Origin of the sequence: Buttiauxella gaviniae ATCC 51604 (assembly GCF_001654835.1) — a bacterium.
GTDB lineage: Bacteria > Pseudomonadota > Gammaproteobacteria > Enterobacterales > Enterobacteriaceae > Buttiauxella > Buttiauxella gaviniae.
Genome location: NZ_LXEP01000020.1, coordinates 207,342 through 229,060 on the forward strand (window position 1 = coordinate 207,342; position 21,719 = coordinate 229,060).

Genomic DNA, 21,719 nt, shown 5'->3' on the forward strand with positions numbered 1-21,719 from the left:
TCCCCTTAAGACTGCAAGACGTCTGTCAGGCGATCAAGACGGCCGCGTACGCTACCATCAATAACCATATCACCTGCGCGGATAATGACACCCGCCATTACAGACTTGTCAATTTTGCAATTCAGCTTAACTTTGCGTGACAGACGTTTTTCCATCGCGGCGCTGATTTTCGAAAGCTGGTCTTCGTTTAGTGCGCTGGCAGAAGTCACTTCGACTTCAACAGTAGCCTCTTGGGCTGCACGCAGTTGAACGAATTGCTCAAGAACATCAGGAAGAACTTTCAGACGCCCGTTTTCAGCCATCACCTTAATCAGGTTCTGGCCATTGGCGTCTAGCTGGTCACCACAGATGGAGATAAACGACGCAGAGAGAGTATCCGGAGCTAATGCGCCGGAAAGAAGCTCTGCTATTTGTTCGTTTTTAGACACCTCAGCGGCGAAACCCAGCATATGCTGCCAGTTATCAACGCTTTGGTGCTCGACGGCAAAGTCAAAAGCTGCTTTGGCGTAGGGGCGAGCTACAGTTACAAATTCAGACATCAGCCCCTCCCTCCTTACAGTTCAGCGACCAGTTTATCAACGATGTCGCTGTTAGCAGCTTCATCCACGGAACGTTCAATGATCTTCTCGGCACCGGCGATAGCCAGCAGAGCCACTTGCTTACGCAGTTCTTCACGAGCGCGTTTACGCTCTGCGTCGATTTCTGCCTGAGCCTGTGCAACGATTTTGTCACGTTCCTGCTCTGCCTCGGTTTTAGCTTCTTCAAGGATCTGAGCACGGCGTTTGTTCGCCTGCTCAATAATCACCTGAGCTTCACCTTTGGCTTTTTTCAGCTGGTCGGTCGCGTTGGCCTGTGCAAGGTCAAGGTCCTTTTTGGCACGTTCTGCAGAAGAGAGACCGTCAGCAATTTCTTGTTGACGCTTCTCGATGGCAGCCATGATTGGCGGCCATACGTACTTCATGCAGAACAGAACAAACAGGACAAACGCGATGGCCTGGCCGAGGATTGTTGCGTTAAGATTCACAGCACAATGCCTCTTTGTTAGTTAACGTTCTGATATTGCTTGGTGTATTAAGCAATGCTTACTACGCGACGGCGAACATCACGTACAGACCCAGACCAACAGCGATCATCGGGATAGCATCCACCAGACCCATAACGATAAAGAACTGAGTACGCAGCAAAGGAATCAGATCAGGTTGACGCGCTGCGCCTTCCAGGAATTTTCCCCCGAGGATGCCGATACCGATCGCAGCACCGATTGCCGCCAGACCCATCATCACAGCGGCAGCCATGTACAGCAGATCCATATTCAGGTTTTCCATGACAGTCTCCAGTTTGTTTCAGTTAAAACGCAGTAGTGGTAAGTAAAATCAATGCTCTTCAGATGCCATCGACAGATAGACGATCGTCAGAACCATGAAAATGAAGGCTTGCAGCGTAATGATCAGGATGTGGAAAATGGCCCAAGGCACACTCAGAATCCACTGTGACCACCACGGCAACAGACCAGCAATCAGAATGAAAATCAATTCACCGGCATACATGTTGCCGAACAGTCGCAGACCAAGAGAAATAGGCTTGGACAGCAGGCTCACACCTTCAAGGATTAAGTTGAACGGTATAAATGCCCAGTGATTGAACGGCTGCAGCGTCAGCTCTTTCGTGAAGCCGCCAATGCCTTTCATTTTGATGCTGTAGAAAAGAATCAGGATAAACACGCCAAGCGCCATAGACAGGGTGATGTTCACGTCCGCAGACGGCACCACACGCAGGGCTGGCAGGCCAAAGATATGCTCGCCGATAAACGGCAGGAAATCGATTGGCAGCAGGTCCATCAGGTTCATCAGGAATACCCAGACAAAGACCGTCAGAGCAAGCGGTGCAATGACCTTGCTTTTGCCATGGTACATGTCTTTGACACTGGTATTAACAAAGCCGATGACCAACTCAACTGCTGTCTGGAATTTACCTGGGACACCACTAGTAGCGTTTTTTGCTACTTTGCGGAATAACACCAGGAACAAGAAACCCAGAACCACGGAGAAGAACATGGAGTCAATATTGAGTGTCCAGAAGGTAGCTGGGGGGTGATACGGATCAACCAGCGAGAAAGTACGCAGGTCCAACTGAAGGTTATTCAGATGGTGGCCTATATACTCCTGCGGTGTAGAGATTTCTCCTGCAGACATGATGCCTCTTACCCTTTGTTGTTAATTACAGCTGGTGCGAGTATCTGCACAACCAGCACCGAAACCCACGTCACAATAAGCGGCAACAATACCGCCTTAAAACCAGCTAACGCCACCACCAATATGGTAAAGCTCGCTATCACCTTTAATACTTCGCCAATAGCGAAGGTCCAGGCCAGACGGCCCTTTGACGGTGTATGCACTTGGTGACGCCAGGCAAAATTCATAAATACAGCATTTGGCAACCAGGCTGCCAGGCCTCCGCCAAAAGCAGAAGCACCCCACGCGGGGTCTTTGAGGTAAAACAGCAATCCAATTGCTATCACTGCAAGAAGCTGAAGGAACAGAAGCTTACGAGCAACGTTTCTACTCAATAGCGACACAGACATGGCGTATCCTAACTCCTGCTCCCTTCGGGGTATGTCGCGCTGGTATAAAACTGCCTTTACGCTTTTGAGTCAAGCCTCAAAAAGCGAGCAAATTATACGGTGCGGCCCCGTGATTTCAAACAATAAGTAGCAAAAAGGTGAACAAATGTTTAAATATTTTCCAACGCAGTTATTTTTCAACTTTTTCTAAATTCTGCTTATTTTCCCTAAAAGGGCAAACAATCGAAATAGCTGCCTAATAAAGCGTGCACAAGATCACAAATCAAACATGTCACAACCATTATGCATTTGTCTGTCTCATTAAGTGCGAAACACAGATGTCTGATAAATAAGCTGATTACTGTCTACTCTATTTAAAATAGCCTGAAACATCATTAAAACATTTCATTGACATTTTTATTTATATTTTAACAATTATCCGCATTTGATACTTACGTAATATTTAGCAGGGTTATATTTTCATGCTTAACTAATTTTAAACCTAACTCTGCATTTCGCGTTAAAAATGTGATGACGAAAAGTTAAACCAGTGTTGAATGTAACCAGAGGTTTCAGGCTTTTTCTCTTGATTTTTTAACCTAAAAGAAACAATCCTTTTTCGCCTTTTTTTGATAAATATTAATTTTTGTTTGGCTTAATCATCACCAGATGGCGTTCACCATCAAGCTCTGGCACCTGCAAACGGATAACGTCTTCAACCGTGAAGCTTGCGGGTAAGGCTGCAATTTCATCATCCGGGCGCAATCCCTTCAGAGCATAGAAGCGACCATTCTCAGCTGGAAGATGTTTACACCAGGTCACCATGTCAGTCATTGAGGCAAAAGCACGGCTGATAACCCCATCAAAAGGCGGCTCGGCCGGGAACTCTTCTACACGGCTTTGCACTGGCGTAATGTTATCCAGGTGAAGCTCATGCTGAACCTGGCGCAGGAACCGCACACGCTTACCGAGGCTGTCGAGCAGCGTGAAATGTGAGTCCGGGCGCACGATCGCCAGCGGGATCCCTGGTAAACCTGGACCTGTCCCCACATCGATAAAACGTGAGCCCTGCAAGTACGGCTCTACAACGATACTATCCAGAATATGGCGCACCAACATGTCTTCAGGAAGACGCACGGAAGTCAGGTTGTATGCTTTGTTCCATTTGTGAAGTAGTTCAACATAGCCAACCAATTGTTGTTTTTGGTTTTCTGGCAACGTAATGCCTGCGCTATCCAGCAGGCGATTGAGTTTGTTAAGCACTGTGGTCTATACCCATCAAAAAAAGGCCAGGAAATCCTGGCCCTGAAATGTATTCATCAGGCGCTACGGCGTAGCAGGCCTTGTTTTTTTAGCCAGACAAGCAAAATGGAGATCGCCGCCGGGGTTACCCCTGAAATGCGTGATGCCTGCCCAATTGAGACTGGTTTATGATCGTTAAGCTTAGCGATCACTTCGTTAGAAAGACCACTCACCTGCTTGTAATCCAGCGTTGCAGGAAGCAACGTATTTTCGTTACGTTGTTGTTTTTCAATCTCTTCTTGCTGGCGAACGATGTAGCCTTCGTATTTGACCTGAATTTCTACCTGTTCAGCAGACTCTGGATCTTGAAGGCCTGGCGCAAATACTGACAGTTGCATCATCTCAGCATAGGTCATTTCTGGACGACGCAGCAGATCTTCGCCATTTGCTTCACGCGATAGTGGAGCACTTAGCTTAGCGTTTACTTCTTCAACGCTCTCAGAATGAGGATGCAGCCAGATGTCTTTCAGACGCTGACGCTCAAGCTCAATGCTTTCCAGTTTTTCGTTAAAGCGTGCCCAACGTTCGTCATCCACCAGACCCATTTCACGGCCAACGGCGGTTAAACGCAGATCGGCGTTGTCTTCACGCAGCATCAAGCGGTATTCAGCACGTGAGGTGAACATGCGGTACGGCTCTTTCGTGCCTAGGGTGCAAAGATCGTCGACCAGTACGCCAAGGTATGCCTGGGAGCGAGCTGGTGCCCAACCCTCTTTCTCAGCAGAGAAGCGTGCTGCGTTCAAACCAGCCAATAAGCCTTGCGCCGCAGCTTCTTCGTAACCGGTAGTGCCGTTGATTTGGCCAGCAAAGAACAGACCCTGGATATATTTACTTTCCAGCGTTGGTTTCAGATCGCGAGGATCGAAGAAGTCATATTCAATGGCATAGCCAGGACGGACGATCTTCGCATTTTCCATGCCTTCCATCGAACGGACGATCTGCATCTGAACATCAAACGGCAGGCTGGTGGAGATACCGTTCGGGTAGATTTCGTTGCTGGTTAGCCCTTCAGGCTCAAGGAAGATTTGGTGCTGGTTGCGATCAGCAAAACGCATCACTTTGTCTTCGATTGACGGGCAGTAACGCGGGCCAATCCCTTCGATAACGCCTGCATACATCGGGCTGCGATCGAGGTTATTACGAATAACGTCATGCGTTTTTTCGTTGGTATACGTGATGTAACACGGTACTTGCGCAGGATGCTGGTTCACATTTCCCATGAACGAGAACACCGGCATTGGGTTATCGCCATGCTGCTTAGCAAGTACGCTGAAATCGATGGTGCGTGCGTCGATACGTGGAGGTGTGCCTGTTTTCAGGCGACTGACACGAAGTGGCAGTTCACGTAGACGGCGTGAAAGCGAAATGGATGGCGGATCGCCTGCACGACCACCGCTGTAGTTATCCAGTCCGATATGAATTTTGCCATCCAGGAATGTACCAACAGTCAGTACCACGGATTTAGCGCGGAACTTCAAGCCCATTTGCGTGACAGCACCGACAACGCGATCGTTCTCAACAATCAGATCTTCAACAGCCTGCTGGAAGATCATCAGATTGGGCTGGTTTTCCAGCGCAGTGCGTACCGCCTGGCGGTAAAGCACTCGGTCTGCCTGAGCACGAGTAGCCCGTACTGCGGGGCCTTTACTCGCGTTTAGTATCCTAAACTGGATACCGGCATGGTCGATAGCTTTTGCCATCAAACCGCCTAAAGCATCCACTTCTTTAACCAGATGTCCCTTGCCAATACCACCGATCGCTGGGTTACAAGACATTTGCCCTAACGTGTCGATATTGTGAGTCAAAAGAAGGGTTTGTTGGCCCATCCGTGCAGCAGCCATTGCAGCCTCGGTGCCTGCATGACCCCCGCCAATGATGATGACGTCAAAAGGATCTGGATAAAACATGGTACTGCCTCACGGTTTTGCAAATGGGGGATGACTGATTCCCGGGGTTGGCGATTCTACTTAACTTTAGCCTTTCGAGAAAGCCTTGGGATCCCCGGTAATTAAAAGAAGATCTTTTTTATTTAAAGATCTCTTTATTATGATCTCTTATTAGGATCGGCATGTTCTGTGGATAAGCGCTTTTATGGTAAAGAGATCAAGCGATTAAGAAGGATCGTTAGCTGTGAATGATCGGTGATCCTACGCAGTATAAGCTGGGATCAAAACAGGTACTTATGCACAACTCAAAAAGTGAACAGGAGTTGTTATTGGGATAACTACTGCTTAACCCAAGGTTTTAAGCATACTTATACACAGATAAAAGTGAGATCTTTACAAATCCAGGAGTAAATTCTTCCATGATCCGACCCAAATCTCAGCCGGATCCTCAGGAATATCGTGATCAAGGATGTTCACTTTGAGTAAAGAGCCCACTCTTTTAGCTCCGCACTCCGTCAGAAGGGTGTCCAATTTTTCAATTGCGCCGCAAAAAGTGTCGTATTCACGACTACCAATTCCGATTGCACCATAATGAAGAGAACTCAGATCCGGACGTTCTTCATTTATAGCATCGAAGAGAGGTTGCAGATTGTCAGGAAGATCCCCAGCCCCATGAGTAGAAGAGACAATCAGCCAAATTCCACTGGTTTGCAGATCTTCTAACAGTGGCCCATGCAGCGTTTGGGTCGTAAAACCCGCCTCATCGAGCTTTTCAGCTAAATGTTCAGCGACATATTCAGCACTGCCCAGGGTACTGCCGCTAATCAGAGTAACTTCTGTCATTGCGATCCCACCTTTTCGAAACGATGGGCATTGTACGCTGTGTAAGGCCTGCGATCTACCTGTGGATAATATGGGTATTAAAAATAACTGTCAGGGCTTGATGGTGCGCATGATCGGGTTCTGGAGGGAGATCAGTGTTTCGGTGGACTGAATTTCATCAATTGTTTGGATCTTGTTGATAAGTACTTGTTGAAGCGCATCGATAGATCGACACATCACCTTAATAAAGATGCTGTAGTGGCCGGTGGTGTAATACGCCTCAGTGACTTCTTCGAGGCTTTCCAGTTTTGCCAGTGCCGAAGGGTAGTCCTTCGCACTCTTCAAGATGATGCCGATAAAGCAGCAAACGTCGTAACCCAGTTGTTTAGGGCTGATATCGATGCGTGCGCCGGTAATGATCCCTGCCTGCTTCATCTTCTCTACACGTACGTGAATCGTGCCGGGGCTGACACTGAATTGTTTAGCCAGTTCTGCGTAAGCAGTACGGGCATTTGCCATTAAAGCGTCGAGGATGCCGCGATCGAGATTGTCGATCTGATAATTATCCATCACTTTTTCCTATGATTAGTAACGATAGTTCAGATTTTATAGCCTTAAATTAGTCGATTGAAAACCAGTAAGGCTTTTTTATTGTTGATTATTGAATGTTATGCCGACTTTGTTGCTTAATCATCGTCAGTAAAACAACACAATAAAGAGAAAACCATGAAAACTGCCTACATCGCTAAACAACGCCAGATTAGTTTTGTTAAGTCCCACTTCTCTCGTCAACTGGAAGAAAAGCTTGGTCTGATGGAAGTCCAGGCTCCGATTCTCAGTCGCGTGGGTGATGGTACTCAAGACAATCTGTCTGGTTGTGAAAAGGCGGTGCAGGTGAAGGTGAAAACCTTGCCTGACGCGCAGTTTGAAGTGGTGCATTCGCTGGCCAAATGGAAAAGAAAAACACTAGGCCAGCACGACTTCAGCGCGGGCGAAGGGCTTTACACGCACATGAAAGCTCTTCGCCCCGATGAAGACCGTTTGACTCCTATTCATTCTGTGTACGTCGATCAGTGGGATTGGGAACGTGTTATGGGTGAAGGAGAACGTCATCTCGGTACGCTTAAGCAAACTGTAGAAAGCATCTGGGCGGCAATGAAAGCCACGGAAGCCGCAGTGAGCGAGCAGTACGGTTTGACGCCTTTCCTGCCAGAACAAATCCACTTTGTTCATAGCGAAGAACTACAACAGCGCTTCCCGGACCTTGATGCAAAAGGGCGTGAGCGTGCGATTGCGAAAGAGTTGGGCGCGGTGTTCCTGATTGGTATTGGTGGCAAACTGGCAGATGGAAAACGCCATGATGTTCGTGCACCAGATTACGATGACTGGTCAACCGCCAGCCAGGGCGATTTCAAAGGGTTAAACGGTGACATTATGGTGTGGAACCCGCTGCTTGAAGATGCGTTTGAACTCTCTTCCATGGGGATCCGCGTGGATGCGCAAGCATTGCAGCATCAGTTAGCAACCACCGGTGATGAGGATCGTCTGCAACTTGAGTGGCACCAGTCACTGCTCAAAGGCGAAATGCCGCAAACCATTGGTGGTGGCATCGGGCAGTCTCGTTTGGTGATGCTGATGCTGCAACAGCCACACATTGGCCAGGTACAGTGCGGCGTGTGGCCTGCGGAAGTCCACGCTAAGGTTGCGTCACTGTTGTAAGAATTAACGCCGCCAGCGACGAATCAGGCGGCTACGCATCCCGGTATCGAAGCGCCAGATATGATCGAATATGCGCATGATGCCGGGCTTGCCGTGCCCCGACATGGCGACGGCATGAAAACGATGCAGGTGTTTACGCTGGAGATCCTTCACTTGCGTCACCACATCATCTGGCAGGCGTTGAGCAATAAAATCAGAAATCACTACAGCATCGGCGTCAAACCATTCACTTCCCTGCATTTTTTCTGCGATCGCACGAAAACAACTGGCGAGATCGGTACCACCGCGAAAACGCTGGCTCAGAAAACGGATCGCTTGCTCAATACCATCTGCGCCACACACTTCGTAACGCACCACTTCACTGGAAAACAGCATGATGAAACAGCGACGGTTATCGGCAAGCGCCACGCGCATCAGTGCGAGGCAAAACGCTTTGGCACATTGTTCGTTAAAACCGCCCATTGAACCTGACGTATCCACGCAAACAATGAAAGGCCCACGTGGCTGCTCGTCAAAATCCTGGTGAACGACAGGGCGCTCGACAACTTTCTCGCGCCAGGAGTCACCATGTAGCCGGTAAGTCAGCAGCTGCTTTTCCACCAGCCGGCGATAAAACTCAAATTCCAGCTCACTAATGCCAAGTGTTGCCAACTCTGGCGGTAATAACCGCAAAATGTCATCGCTACGCTGAAGCCCGTCAACCTGTTCTGGCACCGTTGCTGGTTCACGCACCAGCATGCGCCAGGTTTCGGTTGGTGCATCTTTTTTCGGTACCGCTTTTGCTTCTTTAGAGCGGCCAAGCTGTTCGGCCAGTTTGAGCAATTCAGGCTGGCTGGCAAGAAAATCGCCGTACTGAATGATGAGCTGATAATCCCCACGCTTAAGCGAACCGGCACTCATATCCCAAAGGCGTCCTGCGGCGTTATCGCTATCGACTAAAACCGGTTCTAGCTGGCCGCTTAATGCCAGACGCTGCTGCACTTCAGCGAGCAACTGGTCACGCTCGTCTTCCAGTAATTGTTGGTTAAGTGATGTGGTCTGAACCACCAGGCTCAAACGCCAGCGTTGCAGAAACAGCGTTTGTTGGGCGGGTGTCAGCCGAGGTGTTTCTGCCACCAGCTTCTGGGCTTGTCCAAAGAACGGAGAATCAACACTTTCTAGCAGGCGTAAGATATCCGGAAGCTTTGCGGATAGTTGATTTGTGGTAAGCAGTTGGCTCTCCTGATAACACATAACTTCCAGGGTTAGTTCTTGCGGCACGTTGGTGTCGTGCAGTCGAGCCTTAAGCAATTCGCGCCAGCGAGGAATATCTTTAGTTACCGCGTTTTTCATGCGTGGGAATTTTTCAAAAAACACCGCCAACTGAGGTGCTGCCAACAGTGCGACAATAATTCCTTCTATTAGCTCACCTTCGCTAATCGCGAGGATCACATCAAGAGCCTCAACGCTTAACATCAGTGGCGTGCCTGTTTAATCTGTTCCGCAACGTCTTGCAGGCTGGCTTCAATTTTCCCCAGCCATTCGTTGTGGATGAACAAACATTTTTGCTGATCGTTAAAACGTTCGTGTTGCTGGTGGAGTGTGGCTTCGAGAGAGTCGAATTGTTGTTTGATCTCATCCGGCATCCCTTCTTGCTGTTTGCCCGGAAGCAGCAGACGCGTACCTTGCAGGCTTATATCGCGCAGAACCAGATGCTGGCTTGCGTCGACTTCCATATTCAATACCTGGGCAAAACCAATACCGTTGAGCTTGCCACGCAGCTCCCCGCCTTTTATTAGCCACTGCGCACAGGCTTCGCGGGAGATAGAGACGTGGATAACTTCGATATCGTGTAGTTTCAGCGGCTGCTGGAGTAATAACGTCAGCGTTTCGCCAGCCAGTGTATCTGGTAACTGATACTGTGGACGACGGGTAAACATACCGCCTTGTTTGGTTACGGTGATTGCTTCCCGGTCACTGTGTTGCTGCTGTAATTGAATACGGTTCTGAATAATGGAACCCAATTTACTGAGCATCGCATTTTGCTGCCAGGCGTGCCCAGTCATCAATATTTCCAACTGTTGCTGCATCAAATTCATCGCTGCATGGTCATGCCACAGGCAATCTTTTAGCAGGATCAAATCAATCGGGGCGACAGCATTGCGGCCGCTAAAGAAGGCACTGGCTTGTAACAGGCGAATGGCTTTCTTCCAGCGGCGGTCAGAAACATAAGGTGCCCCTGAAGCATTATCGAGTTGCTGGCGTAAGGTGAAGATCAGCTCAAATACATTCTCTGGCAGTACAACGGTGCCAATTTCCTTCTGCCATTTGAAATACTCATCGTCAGTGACTTGCAAGCTTTCGGGAACCGGGTTGTCGTTCTCATCATGCTGACTGGTGAGCATGGAACGGAAATTACCTTTGTCCTGCACTTTGTCGAGCCACAGGCGAATCAGCATACGGTCATATAGCGCTTCCAGGCTGCTGTCTGCTTCCGGGAGTTCATTGGAAGCGGCTACCAGCAAACGCATTGGGATTTTTTCTTCACTTGCCCCATTACGGAAACGTCGTTCATTTATTGCGGTCAGCAGGGTATTCAGAATTGCTGGACCTGCCTTCCAGATTTCATCAAGAAAGACGATCTCAGCTTCTGGCAAATAGCCCGCGGTCAGACGTTCATAGCGGCCTTCATCTTTTAAAGCCTGAATGGAAAGCGGACCAAACACCTCTTCTGGAGTGGAGAAACGCGTCATCAGGTATTCAAAAGCGTGTGCATGCTGGAATGCAAACTTCAGTCGGCGGGCAATCAAACTCTTGGCTATACCTGGAGGGCCAAGCAAGAAAACACTTTCTCCGCTTAGCGCTGCCAGCAGGCAAAGACGCACCGCGTGTTGGCGTTCAAACAATCCTTTTTCCAGTGCCTGGCTAAGCCGTGAAATTCTTTCAGCCAATAAATGTGATTGAGCCATAATTAGCATTGCATCCTTACGCGGTATAAAACTCATTGGGTACAGCGAGTATATCGTTCATCTATATTATCGTTAATGGATTGATGAACGGCTCTTTTTTCCCTGACATAAGTTAAGCCTGTTGTATTTAGGGGTACGATTTACTTCATTATCGTGCATACTGTGCGCCTTTTTGTGGGCCAAGGGACTAAGCACACGCTTTCAGGATTCCAACAAAAGATTAGTCTATGAGCGCTGATAATAAACAATCATTGCCTGCGATAACGCTGGCTGCAATTGGGGTGGTATACGGTGATATCGGTACTAGCCCGCTTTATACCCTTCGTGAATGTCTGTCTGGTCAATTTGGGTTTGGCGTAGAACGTGACGCCGTATTTGGCTTTTTATCTTTAATTTTCTGGTTATTGATCTTAGTCGTCTCTGTTAAATATCTTACTTTTGTCATGCGTGCTGATAACGCCGGTGAAGGCGGTATTTTGACGCTAATGTCTTTGGCTGGGCGTAATACTTCGGCAAGAATGACGTCGGTGCTGGTGATCATGGGATTGATCGGCGGCAGCTTCTTCTATGGCGAGGTAGTCATCACCCCGGCAATATCGGTTATGTCTGCCATTGAAGGGCTTGAGATAGCCGCGCCGCAGCTCGACGCCTATATTGTTCCACTGTCGATAGCTGTACTGACTCTGCTGTTTATGATTCAGAAACACGGTACTGGTCTGGTGGGCAAACTGTTTGCTCCGGTTATGATGCTTTGGTTCCTGGTGCTGGCCGTCTTGGGTGCGCGCAGTATTATTGCCAACCCGGAAGTGCTTCATGCGCTGAATCCTGCGTGGGCGGTGCACTTCTTCATCGAATACAAAACAGTTTCATTCTTTGCTCTCGGCGCTGTAGTGCTTTCTATTACCGGGGTTGAAGCGTTATATGCGGATATGGGCCACTTTGGTAAGTTACCGATTCGTATTGCGTGGTTCTCGGTGGTATTGCCGTCACTAGTACTTAACTATTTCGGCCAGGGTGCGTTGCTGCTCAAAACCCCGGAAGCTATAAAGAACCCATTCTTCTTATTAGCTCCTGACTGGGCGCTAATACCGCTGATGATTCTGGCAACGCTTGCTACGGTTATCGCTTCTCAGGCTGTTATCTCTGGCGTGTTCTCATTGACTCGTCAGGCTGTGCGCCTGGGTTACCTGTCGCCAATGCGCATCATCCACACCTCGGAAATGGAATCCGGGCAGATTTATGTGCCAGCAATTAACTGGCTCCTCTATATCTCCGTGGTTATTGTCATTGTAAGTTTCGAGCACTCCAGCAACCTGGCGGCGGCATACGGTATTGCTGTTACGGGTACGATGGTACTGACTTCCATACTCTGCTGTACCGTTGCCACCAAAAACTGGCACTGGAACAAAATTGCCGTGCTGCTGATGGGCTTTGCTTTCCTTTGCATCGACATTCCACTGTTCTCGGCAAACGTGGTGAAAATCTTCTCTGGTGGTTGGCTGCCACTGTGCCTGGCGTTGGTGATGTTTATCATTATGACGACCTGGAAGAGCGAGCGTTTCCGCCTGCTGCGCCGTATGCATGAGCACGGAAATTCTCTGGAAGCGATGATTGCCTCACTGGAAAAATCGCCGCCGGTACGTGTGCCGGGTACTGCGGTTTATATGTCCCGTGCCTTGAACGTGATTCCGTTTGCCATGCTGCACAACCTCAAGCACAACAAAGTGCTGCATGAGCGTGTAGTGCTGCTGACGCTGCGAACTGAAGATGCACCGTATGTGCATAACGTTCGCCGTGTTTCTATCGAGCAGCTTTCGCCTACCTTCTGGCGTGTGGTGGCAAGCTACGGCTGGCGCGAAACGCCAAACGTGGAAGAGGTGTTCCACCGCTGTGGCCTGGAAGGGTTAAGCTGCCGAATGATGGAGACTTCGTTCTTTATGTCGCATGAGTCGCTGATCATCGGTAAACGCCCGTGGTATCTGCGCCTGCGTGGCAAACTGTTCCTCGCGCTGCAACGCAACGCCTTGCGCGCGCCTGACCAATTCGAAATCCCACCGAACCGGGTTATTGAGTTAGGTACTCAGGTCGAGATATAACGCTAACGCCTCTTCAATCGAAGGGGCGTTTTTTTGCCGTTTGATTGTGCACGCTCTCATTTCCCCCGTAGTGAAACAAGACAGCGAAACGTTTCGATACCGATCACACTTCTGTAACTTGCTGGTTGTTTTACCACCACTACATTTCCTACACTTCATCTCAGCGAAACGTTTCGCTAGTGGAGTAAGAAAATGAAGAAAGGCACAGTTCTCAACGCTGATATCTCGTCTGTTATTTCCCGTCTTGGCCACACCGACACGCTGGTGATTGCCGATGCCGGGTTGCCCATTCCTCGCAATACACCGCGTATTGATTTGGCACTGACTCACGGCGTACCGGGTTTTATGCAGGTCGTTGAAGTCGTAACGCAAGAGATGCAGGTTGAAGCTGCAGTCTTAGCTTCGGAAATTAAACAACATAATCCCCAACTCCATGAAACGTTGCTCAAGCACATCGAGCAACTGCAACAACACCAGGGAAACACCATTTCTATTCGTTACATTAGTCATGAACAGTTCAAGCAACATACCGCTGATAGCCAGGCGGTTATTCGCAGCGGGGAGTGTTCCCCGTATGCGAATATCATTCTTTGTGCTGGCGTAACTTTCTGAGGCCGGCATGGAACCGTTACTGCAATTAAAAGGGATCGATAAATCGTTTCCGGGCGTAAAAGCTCTTTCTGGTGCCGCGTTGAATGTGTACGCCGGGCGCGTGATGGCGCTGGTGGGCGAAAACGGCGCAGGCAAGTCCACCATGATGAAAGTGCTGACCGGCATCTATCAACGTGATGCGGGTTCGTTGTTATGGCTTGGCACAGAAACCACCTTTAATGGCCCGAAATCCTCACAGGAAGCGGGCATCGGCATTATTCATCAGGAACTGAACCTGATCCCGCAGCTCAGCATCGCGGAAAACATCTTTCTCGGCCGTGAATACGTTAACCGCTTTGGCAAAATCGACTGGAAAACGATGTATGCCGAGGCGGATAAGTTGCTTGCTAAGCTCAACCTGCGCTTTAACAGCCAGAAGCTGGTGGGTGATTTGTCGATTGGCGATCAGCAGATGGTCGAAATCGCCAAGGTTCTGAGTTTCGAGTCGAAAGTCATTGTGATGGACGAACCAACCGATGCTTTGACCGATACCGAAACCGATTCTTTATTCCGCGTTATTCGCGAGCTGAAAGCTCAGGGGCGTGGCATCGTCTATATCTCGCACCGCATGAAAGAGATCTTCGAGATTTGCGACGACGTGACCGTGTTCCGCGACGGGCAATTTATTGCCGAGCGTGAAGTGGTGACGCTGACCGAAGATACGCTTATCGAAATGATGGTCGGCCGCAAACTTGAGGATCAATACCCTCGCCTGGATAAACAACCTGGCGAAACCCTTTTGCGCGTCGACAACCTTTCCGGGCCAGGCGTGCATGACGTCAGCTTCACTTTGCGCAAGGGCGAGATTCTCGGCGTTGCCGGTTTGATGGGCGCGGGCCGTACCGAATTAATGAAAGTGCTTTATGGCGCACTGCCGCGTACCGGCGGCTATGTTGCGCTTGATGGTCGTGAAGTGGTGACGCGCTCACCGCAAGATGGCCTGGCAAACGGCATCGTTTATATCTCCGAAGACCGTAAGCGTGACGGGCTGGTGCTCGGCATGTCAGTCAAAGAGAACATGTCGCTGACTGCGCTGCGCTACTTCAGCCATAACGTGGGTAGCCTGCGGCATAAAGATGAACAGCAAGCGGTGCAGGACTTTATCCGTTTGTTCAACGTGAAAACCCCGTCAATGGAGCAGCCAATCGGCCTGCTTTCAGGGGGCAATCAGCAAAAAGTGGCGATTGCCCGTGGCCTGATGACGCGCCCGAAAGTGCTGATTCTTGATGAGCCAACACGCGGCGTTGACGTTGGCGCTAAGAAAGAAATTTATCAGTTAATCAATCAGTTCAAAGCCGATGGGTTAAGCATCATTCTCGTTTCGTCCGAAATGCCGGAAGTGCTCGGTATGAGTGACCGAATCATGGTGATGCACGAGGGGCATCTGGGCGGGGAATTTACCCGTGAAGAAGCCACTCAGGAAGTCTTAATGGCGGCAGCCGTCGGCAAGCTCAATCGCGTGAATCAGGAGTCTGTAAAATGAGTACCCAAGCTATTCCTGGCCGTCGCTGGTTCACTAAAGCGTGGCTGTTAGAACAAAAATCCCTTATCGCTCTGCTGGTACTGATTGCGATTGTGTCGAGCCTTAGCCCGAACTTTTTCACCGTCAATAACCTGTTCAACATCCTGCAGCAAACCTCTGTGAACGCCATTATGGCGGTTGGGATGACGCTGGTGATTCTGACTTCCGGGATCGACCTGTCCGTCGGTTCATTGCTGGCGTTGACCGGTGCGGTTGCGGCATCGATTGTGGGTTTAGAAGTCAATGCGCTGGTGGCTATTGCTGGTGCGTTGGCGTTAGGCGCGGCTATCGGTGCGGTGACGGGGATTATTGTCGCGAAAGGCCGAGTGCAGGCGTTTATCGCCACGTTGGTGATGATGCTTTTACTGCGTGGCGTGACCATGGTTTACACCAATGGCAGCCCGGTAAACATGGGGTTTTCTGATAACGCTGATCTGTTTGGCTGGTTTGGTATTGGTCGCCCACTGGGGATCCCAACGCCTGTGTGGATCATGGGTATCGTTTTCCTGGCTGCGTGGTACATGCTGCACCACACTCGCCTGGGGCGTTATATCTATGCGCTGGGCGGTAACGAAGCGGCAACGCGCCTGTCCGGCATCAGCGTTAATAAAGTCAAAATTATCGTTTACTCACTTTGCGGTCTGCTGGCGTCTTTGGCCGGGATCATCGAAGTGGCGCGTCTTTCTTCTGCACAACCGACGGCGGGCACGGGCTATGAACTGGATGCCATCGCGGCAGTGGTTCTTGGCGGCACAAGCCTCGCTGGCGGGAAAGGGCGAATTGTTGGGACGCTGATCGGGGCGCTGATCTTAGGCTTCCTCAATAACGGGCTGAATTTATTAGGTGTTTCTTCTTATTACCAGATGATCGTCAAAGCAGTGGTTATTTTACTGGCGGTGCTGGTGGACAACAAAAAGCAGTAACAATCATAACCCTACAGGACATCTGACTATGAATATGAAAACAGGACATCTGACTATGAATATGAAAAAACTGGCTACTCTGGTTTCCGCTGTTGCACTGAGCGCCACTGTCAGCGCTAACGCCATGGCTAAAGATACCATCGCGCTGGTTGTTTCCACGCTGAATAACCCGTTCTTCGTTTCCCTGAAAGACGGCGCACAGAAAGAAGCAGACAAACTGGGCTATAACCTGATTGTGTTGGACTCCCAGAATAACCCAGCGAAAGAACTGGCGAACGTGCAGGACCTAACCGTTCGCGGCACTAAATTGATGCTTATCAACCCAACTGATTCCGATGCGGTAGGTAATGCGGTGAAAATGGCCAACCAGGCTAAAATCCCTGTGATTACACTCGACCGTATGGCGAATCAGGGTACTGTGGTCAGCCACATTGCTTCTGATAACGTGGCCGGCGGGAAAATGGCGGGTGACTTCATCGCTAAGAAACTGGGTGAAGGCGCGAAAGTTATCGAATTGCAGGGCATTGCTGGTGCATCCGCTGCGCGTGAACGTGGCGAAGGCTTCAAACAAGCGACTGCTGCGCACAAGTTTACTGTTCTGGCGAGCCAGCCTGCTGACTTCGACCGTACTAAGGGCCTGAACGTCATGCAAAACCTGCTGACTGCGCATCCTGATGTGCAGGCGGTCTTTGCTCAGAACGACGAAATGGCACTGGGCGCGTTGCGTGCTCTGCAAACTGCCGGTAAATCCGATGTTCTGGTTGTTGGCTTCGATGGCACAGCAGACGGCGTGAAAGCTGTTGAAGGTGGCAAACTGGGGGCCACTGTGGCTCAGATGGCTGACCAGATTGGTGTCATCGGCGTAGAAACTGCCGACAAAGTATTGAAAGGCGAAAAAGTCGACTCCAAAATCCCGGTTGACCTGAAGCTGATTACTAAATAAGACAACAATAGAAAAGCAGGGCACCGTGCCACTACAGAAATGGGGTGGCACACTTAACTGGACTGATAAAAATGAAAACTAAAGGCAATCTCGTCGTGCTGGGCAGTATTAACGCTGACCATATCCTTAATCTCGAACATTTCCCGACGCCGGGTGAAACCGTTACCGGGCAAGAGTACCAGGTCGCGTTCGGTGGGAAAGGTGCCAACCAGGCTGTCGCAGCCGGGCGCAGCGGCGCAGACATTGCCTTTATTGCCTGTGTAGGCGATGACGACACCGGAAGCCGTGTTTGCAAGCAACTGGCAAGCGACAAAATTGATACCTCCCCTGTCAGTACTATTAAAGAAGCCTCTACAGGTGTGGCACTGATCTTCGTTAACGCTGCCGGTGAAAACGTGATTGGCATTCATGCCGGCGCGAATGGGGCATTAACGCCTGTGCTTGTCGCACAACAACATCAAAAAATCGCTGAAGCATCAGCGCTTTTAATGCAGCTGGAGTCACCGCTGGAAAGCGTACTGGCGGCCGCTAAAATTGCTCATCAGAACAATACCCAAGTGATCCTCAACCCTGCACCTGCCTGTGAGTTATCTGACGAACTGCTCGGCCTGGTGGATATGATTACGCCGAATGAAACTGAAGCGGAAAAACTGACAGGTGTGCGCGTCGAAAATGATGACGACGCGGCGGTTGCGGCTCAGGCGCTTCACGCTAAAGGCATTGAAACCGTCATTATTACCCTCGGTAGCCGTGGTGTCTGGCTGAGTGAAAAGGGTAAAGGGCAACGCGTTGCAGGCTTTAAGGTCAAAGCCGTGGATACCATTGCGGCGGGCGATACCTTTAATGGTGCGCTGGTCACAGCATTACTGGAAGATAAACCAATGGCCGAGGCAATACGTTTTGCCCATGCCGCCGCCGCTATTGCCGTGACGCGTAAAGGCGCACAGCCTTCAGTGCCGTGGCGTCATGAAATCGACGAGTTTTTGCAGCTGCAAGGATAATCATGGCCACAATGAAAGACGTTGCGAAAATGGCGGGGGTTTCGACTTCTACGGTTTCGCACGTCATTAATAACGACCGTTTCGTGAGTGATGCCATTCGTGAACGAGTTGATGCGGCAATTAAAACACTTAACTACGCGCCTTCTGCTTTAGCTCGTAGCCTCAAGCTCAATCAAACACATACTATTGGTATGTTAATCACCGCCAGTAGTAACCCGTTTTATTCTGAACTGGTGCGAGGGGTTGAGCGAAGCTGCTTTGAGCGTGGATACAGTCTGGTGCTTTGCAATACCGAAGGCGACGAGCAGCGCATGAACCGCAATCTGGAGACATTGCTGCAAAAGCGTGTCGACGGGCTTTTGCTGTTGTGCACCGAAACACATCTCCCTTCCCCAGAAATAATGAGCCGCTACCCTTCTATTCCTACAGTGATGATGGATTGGGCACCTTTTGAAGGTGAGAGCGATGTTATTCAGGACAACTCACTGCTTGGTGGTGAGACCGCGACGCAACATCTTATTGATAAAGGTTATACCCGCATCGCCTGCATTACAGGGCCGCAGGATAAAACGCCGGCGCGGTTGCGCCTCGAGGGTTATCGCAAAGCGATGAATCGCGCCGGTCTTGAGATTCATGAAGGCTTTGAGATTATCGGTGACTTTGAGTTTCAGGGCGGTTTCACTGCTATGAACTCGCTGCTTGCACTGGAAGAGCCACCGCACGCCGTGTTTACTGGCAACGATGCGATGGCGGTCGGGGCTTACCACGCGCTGTATCAGGCCGGGCTTAAGGTTCAACAAGATATGGCCGTGGTCGGTTATGACGATATCGAACTTGCCCGCTATATGACGCCACCGCTTACCACTATTCATCAGCCTAAAGATGAGCTAGGTGAGCTGGCCGTTGATGTCCTGATACATCGAATGGCGCAACCCACGTTGGATAAACAGCGCCTGTTTCTGACGCCTGAGCTGGTGGTGCGTGGTTCAGCCTAGCGTTTAATCATGTTGCGCCCATCTTTCGGGCGTAACAGTAAGAACACCAGAGCCGAAACGAGCGTCACCGCCCCCATCGTCAGGAACGTATAGTGGAACTGCTCGACAGTATTAATACTCTCGATGCCCTCATATAGACGAAGTACTGCTGCACTTACCGCGACGCCAAGGCTAATTGCCAGTTGTTGCGTCACGGCCAACACGCTATTCCCGCTACTGGCATTTTCATCGGTAAGATCGGCAAGCGTAATTGTGTTCATTGCGGTGAACTGCGTGGACATCGCCATCCCCAGAATAAACAGTGGCAAAATGAGTAGCCACACTTCCATCCCTGGCGACTGCAGTGAGAATTGCCCAATCAGCAAACCAATAACCAGTGTCACTCCCACTAAAGTTTTCCTGTAACCAAGCTTACGCAATACTTGCGTCACAGTGGATTTTGCCAATAGTGAACCAATCGCAGTCGGTGCCATCATGCAGCCTGCGATCAACGCCGAATAGCCAAAGCCAACCTGTAGCATTAAAGGCATAAGGAACGGTACACAACCGGTTCCCAGGCGCGAAGCTAGATTCCCGACAATACCTATAGAGAAGGTTCTGGTGCGAAACATCGGAAGGGCGATAAGCGGCGTGGGGTGTCGGCGTGCATGCCATATATAAGTTGCCAACAGAACAAGGCCACCCAAAATCGTCAGAATGCCGATATAGCTGGCAACAATACGCTCCCCGAATAACTCCATCCCGCTTGAGATCATTACCAGACTTAATCCAAAGAGAAGGAAGCCAGTCATATCAAAGCCACGACGGGGAGTCGTAAAGTTTGGCATGTATTTTCGCGCGTAGATGAGCCCGAGAATACCGATAGGTATATTAATGAGGAAAATCCAGTGCCAGCTTGCCCAGGTAACTAATACGCCACCGAGCAATGGGCCAAGAATTGGGCCGACGAGCCCTGGCATGGTTACAAAGTTTAAAACAGGCAAGAGTTCACTGCGCGGATAGGCTCGCAGTAATGCTAAGCGGGCGACCGGCATCATCATCGCCCCGCCGATACCCTGTATCACACGGAAGACAACCAACTCACCAAGTGAGTTTGACATTGCACAGGCAAACGAGCCAAGAGTGAAGAGAGACACCGCGAACATAAACACACGTCGTGTGCCAAAGCGGTCGGCAAGCCAGCCGCTGACAGGGATTAGCATTGCAACGGTAAGCGTGTAACTAATAATCGCTGATTGCATTGCCAGCGGTGATCGTCCAAGACTATGAGCGATGGCGGGCAACGCGGTGTTTAGAATGGTGGCATCCAGCGCCTGCATAAAGAAGGCCATTGCCGCAATCCACGGTAACCCGGCCATACTGCGAGCTGTTTTGGTCATTTTTATCCTGATGTTTTAAGGCAACCAGGAAAATGCGTGTCCTTACCTTTGAGCGAGAGGTTCTTTTAACAATGCCTGACCTGCAATTAACGCGGCCTGGCTGTCGCTCTGGGTAATGGCATCCACAATTGCCTGGTGCAAATCGAGCTTAATAACTTCGTTATCTGTTATTGCGGTAAAGTAATTGTAATAAATAGAACGGAATAAGTTAGCGAAAGAACAAAGGAAAGGGTTACCACTCATTGCATAGATTTGTTCATGGTAAGCCATATCGACTTCTATCCAGCGCTGGCGGTCAAACGAGCCTTTCAGCGTTACCATTTCTACCATCATCTCGTTGAGAAAGGCTTTCTGCTCTTGAGTACCATTAATAGCGGCCATGGCACAGGCTTGTGGTTCCAGGCTATTACGCATAACAAGGAAGTAATCCACCACATCATTAAAGTTCTCCTCTGTCATCCACCACGCGAGCAACTCCTTATCAAGGAAGTTCCAGTAACTGCGAGGCATAACTCGAGTACCAATACGCGGGCGAGGTAGAACCATTCCTTTTGCTGTTAATGTCTTTACTGCTTCTCGTACCGCTGTGCGGCTAACACCGAAGATCTCACCCAATTCGATTTCACCAGGCAATATACTGCCAGCTTCGTACTCTCCGCGGAGAATGCGTTGCGCTAGTTTTTCCGCAAGAACATAGGAAAGGTTCTTTTGTGCCGCGAGTTGTTGTGCAGAGAGAGACATAAATGCAATTCCTTTAGCGTTGTTTCTATTAGTAGTATGCCACCAGGTGTCCTTTCCTGATGCTTAAAACAGCAAATATCCCGTGTTACTGCTGTTTTGCAGTGCTTTTGGCGAAAAAAAAGACGCTTGGTAATCTATTTGCAATAAACACTTGTCAGCTTCCAGAAAATCCCTATACTGCGCCTCCACTGACACGGCACAACGGCTTACAAACCGGCTTGTCAGCCAGAC

The 21,719-nt window shown here is 49.8% G+C and carries 21 protein-coding genes; 8 read left to right on the forward strand and 13 right to left on the reverse strand.

Features of this window, described 5'->3' with window-relative positions; all coding sequences use genetic code 11:
• Positions 1–5: 5 nt before the first annotated feature.
• From atpH to asnC, 9 genes are all read right to left on the reverse strand, one after another.
• Entirely contained in the window at positions 6–539 is a 534-nt protein-coding gene (gene atpH / locus M977_RS10985; protein WP_064514880.1) for a F0F1 ATP synthase subunit delta, read from the reverse strand.
• Positions 540–553: 14 nt separating this feature from the next.
• Entirely contained in the window at positions 554–1,024 is a 471-nt protein-coding gene (gene atpF, locus M977_RS10990) for a F0F1 ATP synthase subunit B (protein ID WP_034460698.1), read from the reverse strand.
• Between the two features lie 61 nt (positions 1,025–1,085).
• A complete protein-coding gene (gene atpE / locus M977_RS10995) occupies positions 1,086–1,325 on the reverse strand; it encodes a F0F1 ATP synthase subunit C (protein WP_000429386.1) in 240 nt (79 codons plus the stop codon).
• 48 nt (positions 1,326–1,373) lie between these two features.
• Positions 1,374–2,192 (reverse strand): F0F1 ATP synthase subunit A, encoded by an 819-nt coding sequence (gene atpB / locus M977_RS11000; protein WP_064514881.1) that lies wholly within the window; start codon positions 2,190–2,192, stop codon positions 1,374–1,376.
• An 8-nt stretch (positions 2,193–2,200) separates the two neighbouring features.
• Complete coding sequence (gene atpI / locus M977_RS11005) at positions 2,201–2,581, reverse strand: F0F1 ATP synthase subunit I (RefSeq protein WP_064514883.1); 381 nt, start codon at positions 2,579–2,581, stop codon at positions 2,201–2,203.
• Positions 2,582–3,199: 618 nt separating this feature from the next.
• The gene (gene rsmG, locus M977_RS11010) at positions 3,200–3,823 is read right to left on the reverse strand and encodes a 16S rRNA (guanine(527)-N(7))-methyltransferase RsmG (RefSeq protein WP_064514884.1); all 624 of its coding nucleotides are present in this window, start codon (positions 3,821–3,823) and stop codon (positions 3,200–3,202) included.
• Between the two features lie 56 nt (positions 3,824–3,879).
• A complete protein-coding gene (mnmG, locus tag M977_RS11015) occupies positions 3,880–5,769 on the reverse strand; it encodes a tRNA uridine-5-carboxymethylaminomethyl(34) synthesis enzyme MnmG (RefSeq protein WP_064514886.1) in 1,890 nt (629 codons plus the stop codon).
• A gap of 372 nt (positions 5,770–6,141) precedes the next feature.
• Entirely contained in the window at positions 6,142–6,591 is a 450-nt protein-coding gene (gene mioC, locus M977_RS11020) for an FMN-binding protein MioC (RefSeq protein ID WP_064514888.1), read from the reverse strand.
• A gap of 90 nt (positions 6,592–6,681) precedes the next feature.
• Complete coding sequence (gene asnC, locus M977_RS11025; protein WP_034460708.1) at positions 6,682–7,140, reverse strand: transcriptional regulator AsnC; 459 nt, start codon at positions 7,138–7,140, stop codon at positions 6,682–6,684.
• Between the two features lie 156 nt (positions 7,141–7,296).
• Between asnC and asnA the strand changes: the two genes are divergently transcribed.
• Positions 7,297–8,289: an aspartate--ammonia ligase gene (asnA, locus tag M977_RS11030; protein WP_064514891.1), complete on the forward strand. Its 993-nt coding sequence runs from the start codon at positions 7,297–7,299 to the stop codon at positions 8,287–8,289.
• Positions 8,290–8,292: 3 nt separating this feature from the next.
• Here asnA and viaA read toward each other — a convergent pair whose 3' ends face one another.
• Both viaA and ravA read right to left on the reverse strand, forming a co-directional pair.
• Positions 8,293–9,744, reverse strand: coding sequence for an ATPase RavA stimulator ViaA (viaA, locus tag M977_RS11035; protein WP_064514893.1), 1,452 nt, complete (start codon positions 9,742–9,744; stop codon positions 8,293–8,295).
• Positions 9,744–11,237, reverse strand: coding sequence for an ATPase RavA (gene ravA, locus M977_RS11040; RefSeq protein ID WP_064514932.1), 1,494 nt, complete (start codon positions 11,235–11,237; stop codon positions 9,744–9,746). Before ravA ends, viaA begins: the two co-directional genes overlap by 1 nt.
• 227 nt (positions 11,238–11,464) lie before the next feature.
• Between ravA and kup the strand changes: the two genes are divergently transcribed.
• The 7 genes from kup to rbsR all read left to right on the forward strand — a co-directional run bounded on the left by kup (position 11,465) and on the right by rbsR (position 19,368).
• Positions 11,465–13,333: a low affinity potassium transporter Kup gene (kup, locus tag M977_RS11045; protein WP_064514895.1), complete on the forward strand. Its 1,869-nt coding sequence runs from the start codon at positions 11,465–11,467 to the stop codon at positions 13,331–13,333.
• A gap of 192 nt (positions 13,334–13,525) precedes the next feature.
• Positions 13,526–13,945 (forward strand): D-ribose pyranase, encoded by a 420-nt coding sequence (gene rbsD, locus M977_RS11050; protein WP_064514897.1) that lies wholly within the window; start codon positions 13,526–13,528, stop codon positions 13,943–13,945.
• A 7-nt stretch (positions 13,946–13,952) separates the two neighbouring features.
• The gene (gene rbsA, locus M977_RS11055) at positions 13,953–15,467 is read left to right on the forward strand and encodes a ribose ABC transporter ATP-binding protein RbsA (protein WP_064514900.1); all 1,515 of its coding nucleotides are present in this window, start codon (positions 13,953–13,955) and stop codon (positions 15,465–15,467) included.
• Positions 15,464–16,429, forward strand: a complete 966-nt coding sequence (rbsC, locus tag M977_RS11060) for a ribose ABC transporter permease (RefSeq protein ID WP_064514902.1) — start codon at positions 15,464–15,466, stop codon at positions 16,427–16,429. Before rbsA ends, rbsC begins: the two co-directional genes overlap by 4 nt.
• Positions 16,430–16,484: 55 nt before the next feature.
• Positions 16,485–17,372 carry a ribose ABC transporter substrate-binding protein RbsB gene (gene rbsB, locus M977_RS11065; RefSeq protein WP_064514934.1) on the forward strand — a complete coding sequence of 296 codons (888 nt, stop codon included), beginning with the start codon at positions 16,485–16,487 and terminating at the stop codon, positions 17,370–17,372.
• A gap of 71 nt (positions 17,373–17,443) precedes the next feature.
• Positions 17,444–18,373 carry a ribokinase gene (rbsK, locus tag M977_RS11070; RefSeq protein WP_064514904.1) on the forward strand — a complete coding sequence of 310 codons (930 nt, stop codon included), beginning with the start codon at positions 17,444–17,446 and terminating at the stop codon, positions 18,371–18,373.
• A 2-nt stretch (positions 18,374–18,375) separates the two neighbouring features.
• Positions 18,376–19,368 (forward strand): ribose operon transcriptional repressor RbsR, encoded by a 993-nt coding sequence (gene rbsR, locus M977_RS11075; RefSeq protein ID WP_064514906.1) that lies wholly within the window; start codon positions 18,376–18,378, stop codon positions 19,366–19,368.
• Here the strand turns inward: rbsR and mdtD are convergent.
• The gene (mdtD, locus tag M977_RS11080) at positions 19,365–20,747 is read right to left on the reverse strand and encodes a multidrug transporter subunit MdtD (protein WP_064514908.1); all 1,383 of its coding nucleotides are present in this window, start codon (positions 20,745–20,747) and stop codon (positions 19,365–19,367) included. The two genes, rbsR and mdtD, sit on opposite strands and share 4 nt — an antisense overlap.
• 42 nt (positions 20,748–20,789) lie before the next feature.
• On the reverse strand, positions 20,790–21,488 hold the full coding sequence (locus M977_RS11085; RefSeq protein ID WP_064514910.1) for a FadR/GntR family transcriptional regulator: 699 nt from the start codon (positions 21,486–21,488) through the stop codon (positions 20,790–20,792).
• Positions 21,489–21,719: the final 231 nt, after the last annotated feature.